At 65.1% G+C, this 14,476-nt stretch carries 12 protein-coding genes; 11 read left to right on the top strand and 1 reads right to left on the bottom strand.

Annotated elements, in window-relative coordinates:
* Positions 1–111 precede the first annotated feature (111 nt).
* The 11 genes from AAFP30_RS27360 to AAFP30_RS27410 all read left to right on the top strand — a co-directional run bounded on the left by AAFP30_RS27360 (position 112) and on the right by AAFP30_RS27410 (position 13,784).
* Positions 112–1,269, top strand: coding sequence for a dihydrodipicolinate synthase family protein (locus tag AAFP30_RS27360; RefSeq protein WP_419233210.1), 1,158 nt, complete (start codon positions 112–114; stop codon positions 1,267–1,269).
* Positions 1,270–1,272: 3 nt separating this feature from the next.
* A complete protein-coding gene (locus AAFP30_RS27365) occupies positions 1,273–2,163 on the top strand; it encodes a sugar phosphate isomerase/epimerase family protein (RefSeq protein WP_419233211.1) in 891 nt (296 codons plus the stop codon).
* A 99-nt stretch (positions 2,164–2,262) separates the two neighbouring features.
* Positions 2,263–3,282, top strand: a complete 1,020-nt coding sequence (locus tag AAFP30_RS27370) for a LacI family DNA-binding transcriptional regulator (RefSeq protein WP_419233212.1) — start codon at positions 2,263–2,265, stop codon at positions 3,280–3,282.
* A gap of 138 nt (positions 3,283–3,420) precedes the next feature.
* Positions 3,421–4,977 carry an acyl CoA:acetate/3-ketoacid CoA transferase gene (locus AAFP30_RS27375; RefSeq protein WP_419233213.1) on the top strand — a complete coding sequence of 519 codons (1,557 nt, stop codon included), beginning with the start codon at positions 3,421–3,423 and terminating at the stop codon, positions 4,975–4,977.
* 53 nt (positions 4,978–5,030) lie between these two features.
* On the top strand, positions 5,031–6,209 hold the full coding sequence (locus tag AAFP30_RS27380; RefSeq protein WP_419233214.1) for an acyl-CoA dehydrogenase family protein: 1,179 nt from the start codon (positions 5,031–5,033) through the stop codon (positions 6,207–6,209).
* 230 nt (positions 6,210–6,439) lie between these two features.
* On the top strand, positions 6,440–7,525 hold the full coding sequence (locus AAFP30_RS27385) for a sugar ABC transporter substrate-binding protein (RefSeq protein WP_419233215.1): 1,086 nt from the start codon (positions 6,440–6,442) through the stop codon (positions 7,523–7,525).
* A gap of 13 nt (positions 7,526–7,538) precedes the next feature.
* Positions 7,539–8,573 (top strand): ABC transporter permease, encoded by a 1,035-nt coding sequence (locus AAFP30_RS27390; RefSeq protein WP_419233216.1) that lies wholly within the window; start codon positions 7,539–7,541, stop codon positions 8,571–8,573.
* The gene (locus AAFP30_RS27395) at positions 8,570–10,075 is read left to right on the top strand and encodes a sugar ABC transporter ATP-binding protein (protein WP_419233217.1); all 1,506 of its coding nucleotides are present in this window, start codon (positions 8,570–8,572) and stop codon (positions 10,073–10,075) included. Before AAFP30_RS27390 ends, AAFP30_RS27395 begins: the two co-directional genes overlap by 4 nt.
* Positions 10,076–10,077: 2 nt before the next feature.
* Complete coding sequence (locus tag AAFP30_RS27400) at positions 10,078–11,082, top strand: ABC transporter permease (RefSeq protein WP_419233218.1); 1,005 nt, start codon at positions 10,078–10,080, stop codon at positions 11,080–11,082.
* A 21-nt stretch (positions 11,083–11,103) separates the two neighbouring features.
* Complete coding sequence (locus AAFP30_RS27405; protein WP_419233219.1) at positions 11,104–12,222, top strand: NDMA-dependent alcohol dehydrogenase; 1,119 nt, start codon at positions 11,104–11,106, stop codon at positions 12,220–12,222.
* A 41-nt stretch (positions 12,223–12,263) separates the two neighbouring features.
* Positions 12,264–13,784, top strand: a complete 1,521-nt coding sequence (locus tag AAFP30_RS27410) for an aldehyde dehydrogenase family protein (RefSeq protein WP_419233220.1) — start codon at positions 12,264–12,266, stop codon at positions 13,782–13,784.
* Positions 13,785–13,899: 115 nt separating this feature from the next.
* Here AAFP30_RS27410 and AAFP30_RS27415 read toward each other — a convergent pair whose 3' ends face one another.
* Entirely contained in the window at positions 13,900–14,412 is a 513-nt protein-coding gene (locus AAFP30_RS27415) for an inorganic diphosphatase (RefSeq protein WP_419233221.1), read from the bottom strand.
* Positions 14,413–14,476: the final 64 nt, after the last annotated feature.

A 14,476-nucleotide genomic window follows, 5' to 3' on the forward strand; every position in this document is an offset into this window, starting at 1 on the left:
GGAGAAACTGCTTTCAGAAGTCGGGCGCTCTAGTGCAGAGCCTTTACCTCGATGTTCTCAGGGTATAGGCTCGCCTTCACAATCCGCAAGAAAGCGATTACAGGAGTTTTGATGTTCACTCTCGACCTGCCGCTTGCCGGTGGTGGCACCGCCACGCATACCCTTGGCGCGCCTGCTGCACTGAGTACTGCGACAACACCACCGACGTCACGCGATGTCTTCGCGGCCGCCCATGTGGTCGCGAATCCCTATCGCGCCTCCGCAGAGGGTGGCGCGGACCAGATCGACTGGGATGCGACACTTCGACTTCGGCAGGATCTGTGGTCCTTGGGTCTGGGAGTCGCCGAGGCCATGGACACCTCGCAGCGAGGCATGGGACTCGACTGGCCCGGCGCGCGTGAACTTGCCACGCGCACGTTACGTGCGGCGAATGAGGTCGGCGGCCGGGTCGTCGTGGGTATTGGGACCGATCACCTCAAGATCGACACCCCGACCTTGACGGACATCACCGCTGCCTACCTCGATCAGATGGCCGCTATCGAGTCACTGGGCGGGTCGTGCGTGATGATGGCCAGTCGCCATCTCGCCGCCGTCGCGACAACCCCCGACGACTATGTGACTGTGTACGACGCGGTGTTGTCCCAGGCCTCGCGTCCGGTCGTACTGCATTGGCTCGGTGAGGTTTTCGACCCCGCGCTGGCAGGCTACTGGGGACACGGCGATCCGGCGGCGGCGATGGACACGGTGGTGGCGATCATTGCTGACCACGCCGTCCGGGTCCGGGGCATCAAGGTCTCGCTGCTCGATCCGGTCCAGGAGATCCGTCTGCGCAATCGTATTCCGGACGGGGTGCGGGTGTTCACCGGCGACGACTACAACTACGTCGACATGATCGTCGGCGACGACGAGGGGAATAGCGATGCTCTGCTCGGTGCGTTCGCCGCGCTCGGCCCCTTCGCCTCTGCGGCGTTCGCGCGCCTCGACAGAGAGGACGTGGACGGCTTCCGTGACGTCCTGGGTCCGACAGAAGCCTTGTCGCGATTGATCTTCACCTCGCCGACCCAGTTCTACAAGGTCGGTGTGGCGTGGCTGGCATACCTGAATGGTCAGCAGGACCACTTCCGGATGATCGGTGGCTTCGAGACGGGACGATCCCTCGTCCACCTTGCCGACCTGGTGCGCGAGGCCGACCGGATCGGCCTGTTCGCCGATCCGGAACTCACCGCGCGGCGTGCGCGCGCGTACTTCGCAGTACACGGGATCGGCTGACCGATGCGCCTGTCCGAGTGCAGCCTGAACTCCGCGACCATCCGCGGCGCCTCACTGACCTCTGTGCTCGACCTCGCGGTCGACCACGGCTTCGGCGGCGTGGGTCTGTGGCGCGACGTTCTCGACGATGCCGACCTGCCGTTGAACGCGCGACGTGTCGCGTCGTCGGGACTCCGGGTGAGCAGCGTCTGCCGGGGCGGCATGTTCCCACAGCCGACGCGTCAACTCCGGCAAGCACGCTTCGAAGACAACCTGCGTGCCATCGACCAGGCACACGCCCTGCGGGCGGAGTGCCTGGTCCTGGTGTGTGGTCCACCCTACGACGGCAATACTGCCTCGGCGCGCGCCGAGATCCGCGACGGGATCGAGGCGTTGGCGCCCCACGCGACCGCAGCGGGCGTGGACCTCGCGGTGGAGCCGTTTCATCCGATGATGGCCGCCAGCCGATCCGTGATCACCTCGTTGCGTGAGGCGCTGGCGCTGGTTCGGTCAATCGGGAGTCCGCGTCTCGGGTTGGCCGTCGACTCTTACCACCTCTGGTGGGAAGACGAACTCGGCGAACGCATCGCCGACGCCGGCGACCTGATCCGCTCGGTCCAACTGGCTGACTGGATGATGCCCATCCACGACGAACTCGAGAGTCGCGGGATGCCGGGGGAGGGGGTAATCGACATGGGGCGGTTCCTCGCGGACTGCCGCGGCGCGGGCTATCGCGGCCTGGTCGAAGTGGAGGTGCTGAGCAGGCGTTGGTGGTCGGTTGCGCCGGCCGAGGCCGTCGCGGCGGCAGCGCGAGCGCTCACCGATCTCGTCGACCCGTACGCCTTGCCTACTGACAACGACACTCCGAGCAATCGCTTTCTCAAGATGGCGGACAACGCGGACTCCGGGCAGTAGGGTCGGTGACCAGGTGCGATGTGGTTGGCCACATCGTCAGATGTAACGTCGCCCAACCCGGGGTGCCGTGGTTTTCACAGTCACACCGAGGATGAGGTCATGCCGACACAACGCCCCACCGCTGCCCGATCACGGCCGACGATCGCGACGGTCGCCGAAGCCGCAGGGGTATCCATCGCGACGGTCTCGCGGGTGATGAGCGGTTCGTCCAAGGTCAACCAGGAACTGGCCGACCGGGTGCACGAAGCGGCCGACCGGCTCGCGTACCGCCCGAGCCGTGCAGCCCGAGGTCTCGCGCTCGGTAGCTTGCGCAACGTCGGGGTCATCCTGCCCGACCTCACGAACGCCTACTTCTTCGACGTCGTCAACGAGATGCACCGCGGCGCCGCGGAGCAGGGCTATCGGATGCTCGTCGCCGATTCCAACGGCGACCCCGGCGAGGAGCTGAACACCGCTCTCGATCTGCTCGGTCAGGTCGACGGCCTGGTGCTGTTGTCCAGTCGCATACCGACCGCGGGATTGAAACAACTCGCCCGCCGCCAGGCGCCGACGGTCCTGATCAACCGGATCGAACTCGGCGTGGACCTACCGATGATCGCGGCGGACAACTTCACGCCGATGATGCAGATGTGCAGCCACCTCGCGCGCCTCGGGCACACCCGCGCGGTCTATATCGGCGGCTCGGAGTTGGCCTGGCAGAACCGCGAACGGTGGCGGGCGGTGCAGAGCTCATCGGCCTTCGGTCTGCAGACGACAAGCGTCGCCGCCGACGGCACGGTCGAGGGTGCCTACGAGGCGGTTGCCGAGGCGCTGAAGCATGACCCCACGGCGCTGATCTGCTTCAACGACCTGAGCGCGATCGGCGCGGTCTCGGCATTACGGGACAGGGGACTGCGGGTACCCGAGGACATCTCGGTGACCGGCTTCGACGATGTGGTGCTCGCACGGCACATCGCGCCCAAGCTGACCACCGTGAAGAGTCCCAAGGCCGAACTGGGCCGTCTGGGGTGGGAACTCATGCAGGCGATGCTCGACTCCGGAGAGCAACCCGATTCCCCGGAACCACTCCACGCGGAGATGGTCGTGCGCGATTCAACCGGTCCGGCACCGGACGCCTGAGCACCGATCTGCGGCGAGCGGGCCGTCGAGGGGACCGAGGAAGTTTCCCGCAAGCTATTGAGAAAGCGCTTTCTTTGCGATACAGTTCACACACACAAGCTCTATGTATCCGCTGTGATAGCAAAGAAAGCGTTCCTCATGATCCTCACTCGTGGACTGCGTCCCAGGCAGATGACGGCCGCCGAGGCGATTGATCTCATCCCCACCCGGGCGACTGTTGCGGTGACCGGAGCCGGTGGCGGTGTCCTGGAACCCGAGGCGCTGCTCGCCGCGCTCGAGACGCGTTTCGTCGATACTGCACAACCGCGTGACCTGACGGTCGTCTACGCACTCGGCATGGGAAATCGACGGGGCGATGGTGCCGGTCGATTCGCGCATCGTGGGCTGGTGCGACGCGTGATCGGCGGGTTGTGGACGTGGTCGCCCGAACTGCGCCAGATGGCCAGGGATGAGGACATCGAGGCCTACGCACTCCCGGGTGGAGTGATCAGTCAACTCTTCCGGGAGATCGGCGCTCGGCGGCCGGGTCTGATCACCGAAGTCGGTCTCGGCACTTTCGCCGACCCCCGGCACGGTGGCGGCAAGTTCAATGTCGCGGCCACCGACGACATCGTGGAACTGGTCGAACTCGACAGCCGGGAGTATCTGCGCTACAAGCCGTTCGGGGTTGACGTGGCGCTAGTTCGCGGCGACGTGATGGATCGCAACGGCAACATCGGGTGGGCCGGAGAGGCCGCCCAACTCGACGCACTCTCGATCGCTCAGGCTGCTCGCGCCTCGGGTGGGATCGTGATCGCACAGGTCAAGACGGTTACCGACGACACGCTCGACCCGCACATCGTTCATCTGCCGGCGGTGCTCGTCGACGCAGTCGTCGAGGTCCCGACACAGTGGCAGACGCATGAGTCGGAGTTCGACGAAAGGCTCTGCAGCCCAGGAGATCTCGACAATGACACAGCCTGTCCGGTGGCTACGGTGCGCGAGGTCATCGCCCGACGCGCCGCAGCGTTGATAGGCAGGGGCTCGATCATCAACGTCGGATTCGGCATCCCCACCCACGTGGTCGACATCTTGGCCGCCGACGGTCGCCTGCGCGACAACACGATAGTGATCGAACAAGGCATCATCGGTGGCCGCCCGCTGACCGGAGACCTGTTCGGCGCAGCGGTGCATCCGGAGGTCGTGCACTCATCCACCACTCAGTTCGACCTCATCAACGGCGGCCTGCTCGACCTCACGTGTCTGGGTATGGCCCAGGTCGACGCACACGGATCGGTCAATGTCAGCTGCATCGCCGGTGCGGTCAACGGTCCCGGCGGCTTCGTCGAGATCTCTCAGAGCGCACGGACGGTGGTGTTCTGCGGGACCTTCACCGCCGGTGGACTCGAACTCGCCCTCGACGACGGGCGTCTGCGCATTCGGCGAGAGGGACGAGTACCGAAGTTCGTCCGGTCGCGCGAGCAAGTGACCTTTTCCGGCTCCCGCGCGCTGGCGACCGGGCAGCGCGTCATTTACGTCACCGAGCGGGCGGTCTTCGTCCTCGGTGCCTCCGGACTCGAGCTGACCGAGGTCGCTCCGGGCATCGATATTGAACGAGACATCTTCGCGCACATGGGCTTCCAGCCAATCGTCGACGGGCCCAGGCAGATGGATCCCATGCTGTTCGGGGCCGCGGTCGCGCTCGCACCCCGCTGAATCACCGACCACCGAAACATCCGAAACACCCGCAATCACCCGAGGAGTGATCAATGTCCTTCGCACCTGGTACCGCTAACAGTCGCATCCCCACCGCGCTGTTCGGATCCGAGGAACGTACCCTCGTCGCCGAGTTCGTCGACGAACGTATCCGGCCGATCGCAGCCGAACTCGACGAGACCGAGCGGTTTCCCGAAGAGATCTATGCCGAGATGGGCAAGATCGGCCTGTTCGGTATCACCGTGCCGGAAGAACTCGGCGGAGCGGGCGGCACCGCACTCGACTACCTGTTCGTGATGGAGTCGCTGTCGTACGGCTACGCCTCCATCGCCGACCAATGCGGTCTGGTCGAGATCTTGGGCAGCCTGCTCGGTCGGTACGGGAGCGACGAACAGAAAGAGCGGTATCTGCGTCCCATGCTCGCGGCCGAGAAGCGGTGCGCCTACGCATTGACCGAGCCGGGGTCCGGATCGGATCTGGGCTCGATCACCACCCGGGCGCAGCGGACGGCGTCGGGCTGGCGGTTGCGCGGAGAGAAGATCTACATCCACAACGCACCGGTCGCGGACTTCGCCGTCGTGCTGGCCGTCACCGATCCGGAACGCGGTAAGCGAGGTGGCATCTCGGTGTTTGTTGTGGACATCGATGCGCCCGGCGTGAGTCGGGCTTACCACGAACACAAGATGGGTCAGCGGGCTTCCCAGGTCGGCGGACTGGTATTCGACGACGTCGAGCTCGACGAGTCTGCGCTCCTGGGTGACGAGGGACAGGCGTTCGGCTACATGATGAAGGTGCTGGCCAAGGGGCGGCTGGGCATTTCCGGGCTCGCCCTGGGGATCAGCCGTGCGGCACTGGATGCCGCGGTGCGGCAATCGCTCGATCGCCACCAGTTCGGCCACGCCATCGCCGAGAACCAGGCAATCTCGTTTTCGTTGGCGTCGGTCGCCACCGAGCTGCAGGCGGCGACGTCACTGTCGGTGAGCGCTGCCCGGGCGCTGGACGCCGGCGACGCCGATGCCGAGGTCTTGTGTTCGATGGCCAAGCTCAACGCTTCGGAGGCCTGCGTTCGGCACACCGATGCCGCGTTGCAAGTGTTCGGCGGAAACGGTTTCATCCGCGGGTACGAGGTCGAACGGCTGTATCGCGATGCCCGCATCACCAAGATCTACGAAGGTACCAGCGAGATGCAACGGCTGATCATCAGCAGGTCGCTGTTGCGGTCCGCCGGCTGAGTGTCGCGGCGCCGCCGCGCGCCCCACGAGAAAGCGCTATCACCCGACACTCGTTGCGATGGTCGGAGGCGGCATCCGGGTGGACGGTCGCAGACGCTTGGCAGGCCGCTACATAGTCTTGCTGATCTGCATCGATGCCAGCGGCTTCGGCAAACCGGCAGCGGTGTCGCACCGCCCTTGACATGTGGTCTCGATCACTGTAGAAAACGCTTACAGGAGGTTTCATCTTCATGACAGAGTCATTTTCCCGATCTGCGGCGCGTAGGCTCGCGGCTCTGGCCGTCGCCACGGCTCTCGGGTCCGCGGCACTCGCCGGGTGCGGATCGGGTTCTGCGACATCGAACGCGAGCAACTTGCTGATGCTCTCCGAGGTCCGGTCGTTGACGAACCCGTATGAGGCCGCATGGGTGGAGGGCAGCCAGGCCTACGCCAAGTCGGTCGGCGTCGACCTCAAGGTCATCGTCTACGGCGGCGACTCGCAGAATGCGCTTTCGCAGCTGCAGTCGGTGCTGGCGACGGGCAAAAAGGTCCTGCTCAACATTAACCCCAACACCAGTGCCGACACCCCGGCCATCGTTCGGGCCGTACGGAACAGTGGCGGCTGCGCGGTCACCCAATGGAGCAAGCCGGCCGACCTGCACCCCTGGGATGTCGGTGACGGGTGGGCGTCGTACGTCAGCTACGACGGCATCAAGGAGGGTTCGGACACCGGTGACGTCCTCGGTAAGAGCATTGGCGGCAAGGGGGGCGTCATCGCCATCCAAGGCCTGCTCGCCAATGAGGTCTCCAAGACCCGGTACCAGGGCTTCACCGAGGGCATCGCCAAGCATCCGGGGGTGACGGTCCTCGACAGCCAGCCGGCGGACTTCGATCGCAACAAGGCCTACGCGACGACGCAGACATTGCTGAACAAGTACGGCGACAAGGTGAACGGCATCTGGGCGGCCACCGACTCGATGGCGCTCGGCGCGCTGCAGGCGGTGCGCGAGAAGGGCAAGGTCGGCCAGATCAAGGTCGCCAGCGCCGCCGACGCGACGCCCGAGGGTCTCGAGGCCATCCAGAAGGGTGGGATGGTCTCCACCTACACCACCGACCCTTACTTCAACGGCGCCATGGGCCTGGCAATCTGCCATCAGGCCGCGACAGGACAGCTCGACGTGTCGCAGATGCCGAAACTCGAGCGCGAGTTCTACGTCGATCAGACCTTGATCACCAAGGACAACGCCGGCCAGTACACACAGCGCCCGACCGATCAGCAGATCGTGGACTCGGTCCAGGATCCGTTCTCGCGCATCGTCGGCCCGATCGATCAGTGAGGAACTCCCGATCATGACCACTTCAGCTCCGGCACAGCCGGAAGAGATCGCGGCGGCCGGCGACATCACCGGCAGTAGCGGCAGATCGGTTCTGCTGTCCCGATGGGGACGATCGCTCGGACCACTCGTGGCGCTCGTCGCTCTCTGCGTGATCTTCTCGTTCACCGCCGACTCGTTCTTCACGGTCGGCAACTTCAATGCGATCGTCCAGCAGGCTGCCATCCCGCTGATCCTCGCGATGGGCGCGACGCTCGTCGTCCTGATCGGCAGCGTCGACCTTTCCATCGAGGGCGTGATGGCCGCGAGCGGACTCACCTTCGTACTGCTCGCGGCGAACAGCGTCAACGGGAACAACCTCGGACTATGGGCGGTGCTGCTCGCGATCGGTGTCGGCGCACTGTTCGGACTGGTCAACGGCGTACTCCACGCGATCGCGCGGGTCCCGTCGTTCCTCGTGACACTGGGCACTTGGTTCATCGGCCTGGGCGTGGCGACGGTCCTGTTCGGCACCACGACACCGCAACTCGCCGACGCGGGGCTCACAGAGTGGGCACAGGGGGCGTGGCTCGGTATCCCGATCATTGTCGTGTTCGCCGTCGTGGCACTGTTCATCACCTTGTTCATCTGCAAGTTCACCCCGTTGGGCACCCACACCTACGCGATTGGCGGTGACGAGGCGATCAGCAAGGTGACCGGTATCAACGTCTCCCGCACGAAGGTCATCCTGTTCACCATCGCCGGCATCATGTCCGGGCTCGGCGGAGTCCTCGCGACTATCCGGCTCGGTGTCGGAGACGTCGGGGTTGGCTCCGGCAACCTCTTCCTCACCCTGTCGGCGGTGGTGGTCGGCGGAACGCTGCTGTCCGGCGGCCGCGGCGGACCACTGCACTCACTGGTCGGCATCCTCCTGCTCGTCGTCCTCGGCAACGGTCTGTTGCTCTCCGGCGCGAGTCCCTATGTCCAGCAAGGCGCGCAGGGCGTGATCATCGTTGCCGCGGTGATCGCGACCGGCTGGCCTGCCCGCAACCGATTGAGGGTCGTGAAATGACACCGCTACTCGAACTCGACGGAATCACCAAGCGCTACGGCCCTAACGTGGTCCTCGACGACGTGTCCATCACCGTCAACAAGAACGAAGTGATCGGACTCATCGGCGAGAACGGGGCAGGCAAGTCGACACTGCTCAAGATCCTGGCCGGCGTGCACAAGCCCGACGGTGGCGTGATGCGGATCGCCGGCGTCGACACCGTGTTCGCCGACCCGGCCGATGCCACCCGCCACGGCGTCGGTGTCGTCCACCAGGAGCAGTCGCTGCTGCCCAATCTGACTGTCGCAGAGAACCTCACGCTGGGATCTGAGACTGACTACGTCCGACTCGGTGTCACCCGACGAGGTGCTCGACGACGCGCCGCCCAGGAGATGCTCGACCGTGTCGATTCCGGCGTCGATCCCGATTCTCCGACCGAGGATCTCGGCTTCGCCGAACGTCAGATGGTCGAAGTCGCCCGGGCGATCAGTGACCGGCAGTCCGATCACGCCCCGCTGCTGGTCCTCGACGAACCGACATCGGTGCTGCAGCCCGCCGACATCGAAATCCTGCACGACCGGGTCATGGCGCTGCGTGAGATCGGGTCGGTCATCTTCGTCTCGCACCGGCTCGACGAAGTTCTGCAGTTCTCCGACCGCGTCTACGTGTTGCGCGACGGCCACCTCGTGGGAGAACGCCGTACCGAAGACGTGAACGAGAAAGAGCTTTACTCGATGATGATCGGCAAAGAGGCCGCAGACGAAATCTACTGCACCGAGCGGCGGACCTTGGTCGAAGACGTCGCCCCGGTCCTCGACGCCCGCGACGTGTCGGTCGGCCACAGCGTCAAGAACGTCTCGCTGTCCGTCAAACCCGGTGAGGTCGTCTGTATGGTCGGCGTCGCCGCGTCCGGCCGGGAAGAGTTCGCGCGGGCCATCTTCGGGGCCGAACCGCTGCGCGGCGGGACCGTTGCCGTCAACGGATCGCCGCTCTCACCGCGGTCACCGAAACAGGCAGTCGGTGCCGGCGTCGCCTACCTGCCTGCCGAGCGACGCACTGAGGGCATGGTGTCGGGCGCCACGGTGGCCGACAACATCTGCCTCACCCATCCGGTCTCCGGTCGCCGAGGTCGCGCCGCGGCCGCCCGGCAGATCGCCGAGCAGTGGATCCGAGATTTGCATGTACGTCCCGACGATCCCGACACCGACATCGCCCGGCTCTCCGGCGGCAACCAGCAGAAGGCCGTGCTCGCCAAATGGCTGTGCGACGACGATCTGTCGGTGCTAATCCTCGATCACCCGACTCGCGGACTGGACATTGGTGCCAAAGAAGACGTCTACGGCCTCATCCGTGACCTCTCCGACCGCGGCGTCGGTGTGCTCGTCCTCGCCGACACCCTCGACGAGGCGATCGGTCTCGGTCACCGCATCGTGGTGCTTCGAGACGGGCACCTGACCGCCGAATATGACTCTGTCGCAACAGAACCCCCCACCAAACTTGAACTACTCGAAATGATGATGTGACCATGGCTGACACCGCAATCACCTCGACCTTGCGCCGCACCGGGACCGCGCCGACCCGCTCCACCCTGCCCTCGGCGGCGATGCTGCGGACGGCAGGTCCACCGGTCCTGTTGATCGTGCTGCTCGGGCTGGTCACCATCGCCGAACCGAACTTCTTCTCGACCACGGCACTCGCGGTGGTCACCGCACAGGCGCTGCCGATCCTGCTGCTCGGACTCGGGCAGATGTTCGTCATCCTGACCGGCGGCATCGACCTCTCCATCGCGGCCGTGTGCTCACTCGGAACGGTGATCCTCGCCCAAACCATCGGCGCCACAGGGCCATTAGCCATTCTCATCACAGTGGTGGCGACCGCGGCCATCGGTGCGCTGACCGGCTTCCTGATCACGCTCGGGCAGGTTCCCTCCTTCGTGGTATCGCTTGGGGCCCTGGGATTCTGGGGTGCAATCGCGCTCGCGCTGTCGGGATCGACGACCATCTACATCGACAATCACTACGGCGCGATCTTCTGGCTCAGCTCGAAGAGTTTCCTGTCCATGCCGCTCGCAGTGTGGATCGGTATCGTGATCGCCGCCGGGATCTGGGCCTTCATGCACTATCACCCGCGCGGCAACATCTTCCACATCGTTGGACTCGGCGAGCGCTCGGCGCTGATGGCCGGCATCCGGACTAAGGCGGTACGCATCACCGCATTCGCGCTCTCCGGGCTGTTCGCCGGTCTGGCCGCGGTGGTGCTATCGTCCCAACAGCAAAGTGCAGCACCACAATTGGCTGACGCGCTGCTGCTCCCCGCGATCGCCGCGGTCCTCGTCGGAGGGTGCGCGATCACCGGCGGTATCGGCGGCGCCTGGAAGGTCATCGTCGGCGCGCTCATCGTCACAGTGTTGCGCGTCGGTGGCTCGGTGGCCGGCGTCGACCCCAATTACCAGCAGATCGTCTACGGCGGCGTCGTCATCGCGATCGTCGTTCTCACCCTCGACCGCAGCAAACTCTCCATCATCAAATAGTCCACCTCAGGAGGAATCATCATGTCTCAAACAGTGCGCGGAGCAGTCATCGACGCCATCGGCGGAAAGTGGGAGGTCGAAACCCTCGAGCTCGCCGAACCCGGACCCGGCGAGGTCCGCATCAAGGTCATGGCCTCGGGCCTGTGCCATTCCGACGACCACCTCGTGACCGGCGACATCCCCAACGCTCTCCCGATGGTCGGAGGACACGAAGGCGCGGGCATCATCGACGCCGTCGGACCGGGCGTGCGCCGCCTGGCCGTGGGCGACCATGTCGCCACCGCCTACCTGCCGGCGTGCGGCCGGTGCCGGTGGTGTTCGCAGGGTATGCAGTACATCTGCGACTCGGGCGCCGGGATGGAGAACGGCTTCGGCATCGATGGCAACGCCCGGTTTACCCGTGCCACCGGCCAGCCGATCGGTGCGATGCAGCGACTCGGTACCTTCGCCAACTACCTCGTGACCGACGAGTCGCAGGCGGTGAAGATCGACGATGATCTGCCGTTCGACGTTGCCTGCCTGGTGTCCTGCGGTGTCGCAACAGGTTGGGGAGCCGCGGTCAACGCAGCCCACGTGCGGCCGCGGGACACCGCGATGATCGTCGGCGTCGGCGGCGTCGGGATCAACGCGGTCCAGGGTGCGCACAACGCGGGTGCCGCGCATGTCGTCGCCGTCGACCCCGTCGAGTTCAAACGCGAGCGAGCCCTGGAGTTGGGTGCGACCCACGCATTCGCATCCATCGCCGACGCGATCCCGTTCGTGGGTTCGGTGACCAACGGACAGGGAGCGGACTCGGCGGTCGTCACCGTCGGTGTAGTCGAAGGTGCACTGATCGCCGAAGCCTTCTCGGCGGTTCGCAAGGAAGGCCGAGTGGCGGTCGTCTCGATCGGTCAGAACGAGCCGGGAATCCCGATCAGCCCGTTGGAGCTCGTGGTCTACGCGAAGACACTTCGCGGTGTGCTCTTCGGCAACTGCAACCCGACGACTGACATCCCGGCACTGCTCGACTATTACAAGGCAGGCAATCTGAAGCTCGACGAACTGATCACCACGCGGTACACGATCGACCAGGTCAACGACGCTTACGTCGACATGCACGCAGGGAAAAATCTGCGCGGCGTGCTGATTCACGAGCACTGAGCACGAGCACCGGCATCCTTTCGATTCACGAGGAGTTCTACATGTCGTCCAGCATGACCGACACCGCCACGGCGATCCGTCGGTACGGGCAGTTCATCGATGGCCGCGTGGAGTCGGCCGACGATCGGCCGACGATCACCCGGCATAGTCCGGTCGACGGTCGGGAACTCGCGGAGATCCCGGCCGGCACCCGCGACGACACCGTTCGCGCGATCGCGGCGGCGCGTCGAGCATTCGACGCGGGTTCATGGTCGCGGATCCCGGCGATGGACCGGGCGCGGACCCTGCTGCGCATCGCCGCATTGATCCGGTCGGATGCCGCGCGACTGGCGCGCATCGAGGCCGAGGAGACTGGAAAGCCGTTGCGGTACGCGGAGAGCGATATCGCCGGCAGCGCCGAACTCTTCGAGTATGCGGCGGGACTGGCCATGTCGGCCCACGGCGAGGCCCACACCGGACTCGGCGAGGACTGCACCGCCTTGGTCGTCCGGGAACCGGCGGGAGTGGCGGCGATGATCATGCCGTGGAACTTCCCGCTGCTGTTGCTGGCGCAGAAGCTGCCGTTCGCACTCGCGGCGGGGTGCACCGCTGTCGTGAAACCGTCCGAGTTCACGTCTGGAACCACACTCGAACTCACCAGCATCCTGGCCGAGGCCGGCATCCCGGCTGGAGTGGTGAACGTTGTCACCGGATTCGGAGCCGAGGTGGGCGCGGTGCTGGCCGAGAGCCCCGATGTCGACCTGCTGTCGTTCACCGGCAGCACCGCGACCGGTCGCGCGATCACCGCTGCGTCGGCGGACACGGCCAAGCGCCTATCGATGGAACTCGGCGGGAAGGCCGCGAATATCGTTTTCGACGATGCGGACCTCGATGACGCCCTCGACGGTGTCTTGTTCGGCGCGTTCTTCAATAACGGAGAATGCTGTGTCGCCGGGGCACGCCTACTCGTCCAGGACACCATCGCCGACGAGTTCGTGGAGCGACTGATTGCCTCAGCCAGGCAGCTGAGATTAGGCGATCCCCTCGATGAGTCGGTGGATGTTGGGCCGATGATCCACGCCGATCATGCACGTAAGGTTCGTGGCCACATCGTCTCCGCCGAATCGCACGGTGGGCGCATAGCGCTCGGCGGTGACCGCCGGGAGGACGACACGGGCGCGTCCGGGCATTTCGTGGATCCGACCATCATCGTCGACGTCGCCGAAGAGTCGCCGGAGTTCGTCGAAGAGATCTTCGGTCCGGTCCTGACCGTGACGCGGTTCTCGGACGCGGCCGAAGCCGTCCGGCTCGCGAATGCAACCCAGTATGGGTTGTCGGGTTCTTTGTGGACCAAAAACATCGACCGCGCGCTGTCGGTGGCCAAAGGACTTCGCAGCGGACGGGTCTGGGTGAACACGACCATCGACGGCGGCCCCCAACTCCCGGCCGGCGGCATGAAGCAGTCCGGCTACGGTCGTGAGATGGGTAACGCCGGATTCGAGGAGTTCACCGAGATAAAGACAATCCAGATACGAGAAGGTAGGCGGCAGAAGGCTTTCCCGCATATCAGCGATATTTCTTGAGGTATGCGCTCGACCTGTCGGGTCGAGTGGGCGTCGATGAAACTCAACGCCCACTCGACCGTCGTGCAGGGCACGTTGGGTAGAGGAATTGCGAGGCTTGACCACGCGTCGCGCGTCAGCCTCGCGACGGCTCGTTGGCCTCGTGCGGGTGCTTTTCGAGCCGCTCGACGGACTCTTGTGCGACCTTTTCGGCCTCGGCCCGCCCGACCCAGCCTCCGGGCTGAACTTCCTTGCCCGGCTCGAGATCCTTGTAGTGCTCGAAGAAGTGGGAGATCGGGCCGAGTTCGAACTCGGAGACGTCACCGATGTCCTGGATGTGATCCCAGCGGACGTCGCCTGCGGGGACGCAGAGCAGCTTGTCGTCGCCGCCGGCCTCGTCGGTCATGGTGTACATGCCGACGATGCGGGCCTTGACGATGACACCCGGGTACACCGACTCGGGCAGCAGGACCAGCGCATCCAACGGGTCGCCGTCCTCGCCGAGGGTGCCGTCGATGTAGCCGTAGTCGGCCGGGTAGCCGAACGATGTGTACAGGTAGCGGTCGAGGTAGATCTTTCCGGTCTCGTGGTCGACCTCGTACTTGTTGCGGCTACCCTTCGGGATCTCGATGGTCACATCGAATTCCACGGCTTCCTCCTGGCGTCGTTGTCATCGCGGGTGGTGATGGCAGTCGACCTGGGGAAATACCGCT

It is taken from the genome of Gordonia sp. CPCC 205515, assembly GCF_048537925.1.
In the GTDB taxonomy this organism is placed as follows: Bacteria; Actinomycetota; Actinomycetes; order Mycobacteriales; family Mycobacteriaceae; genus Gordonia.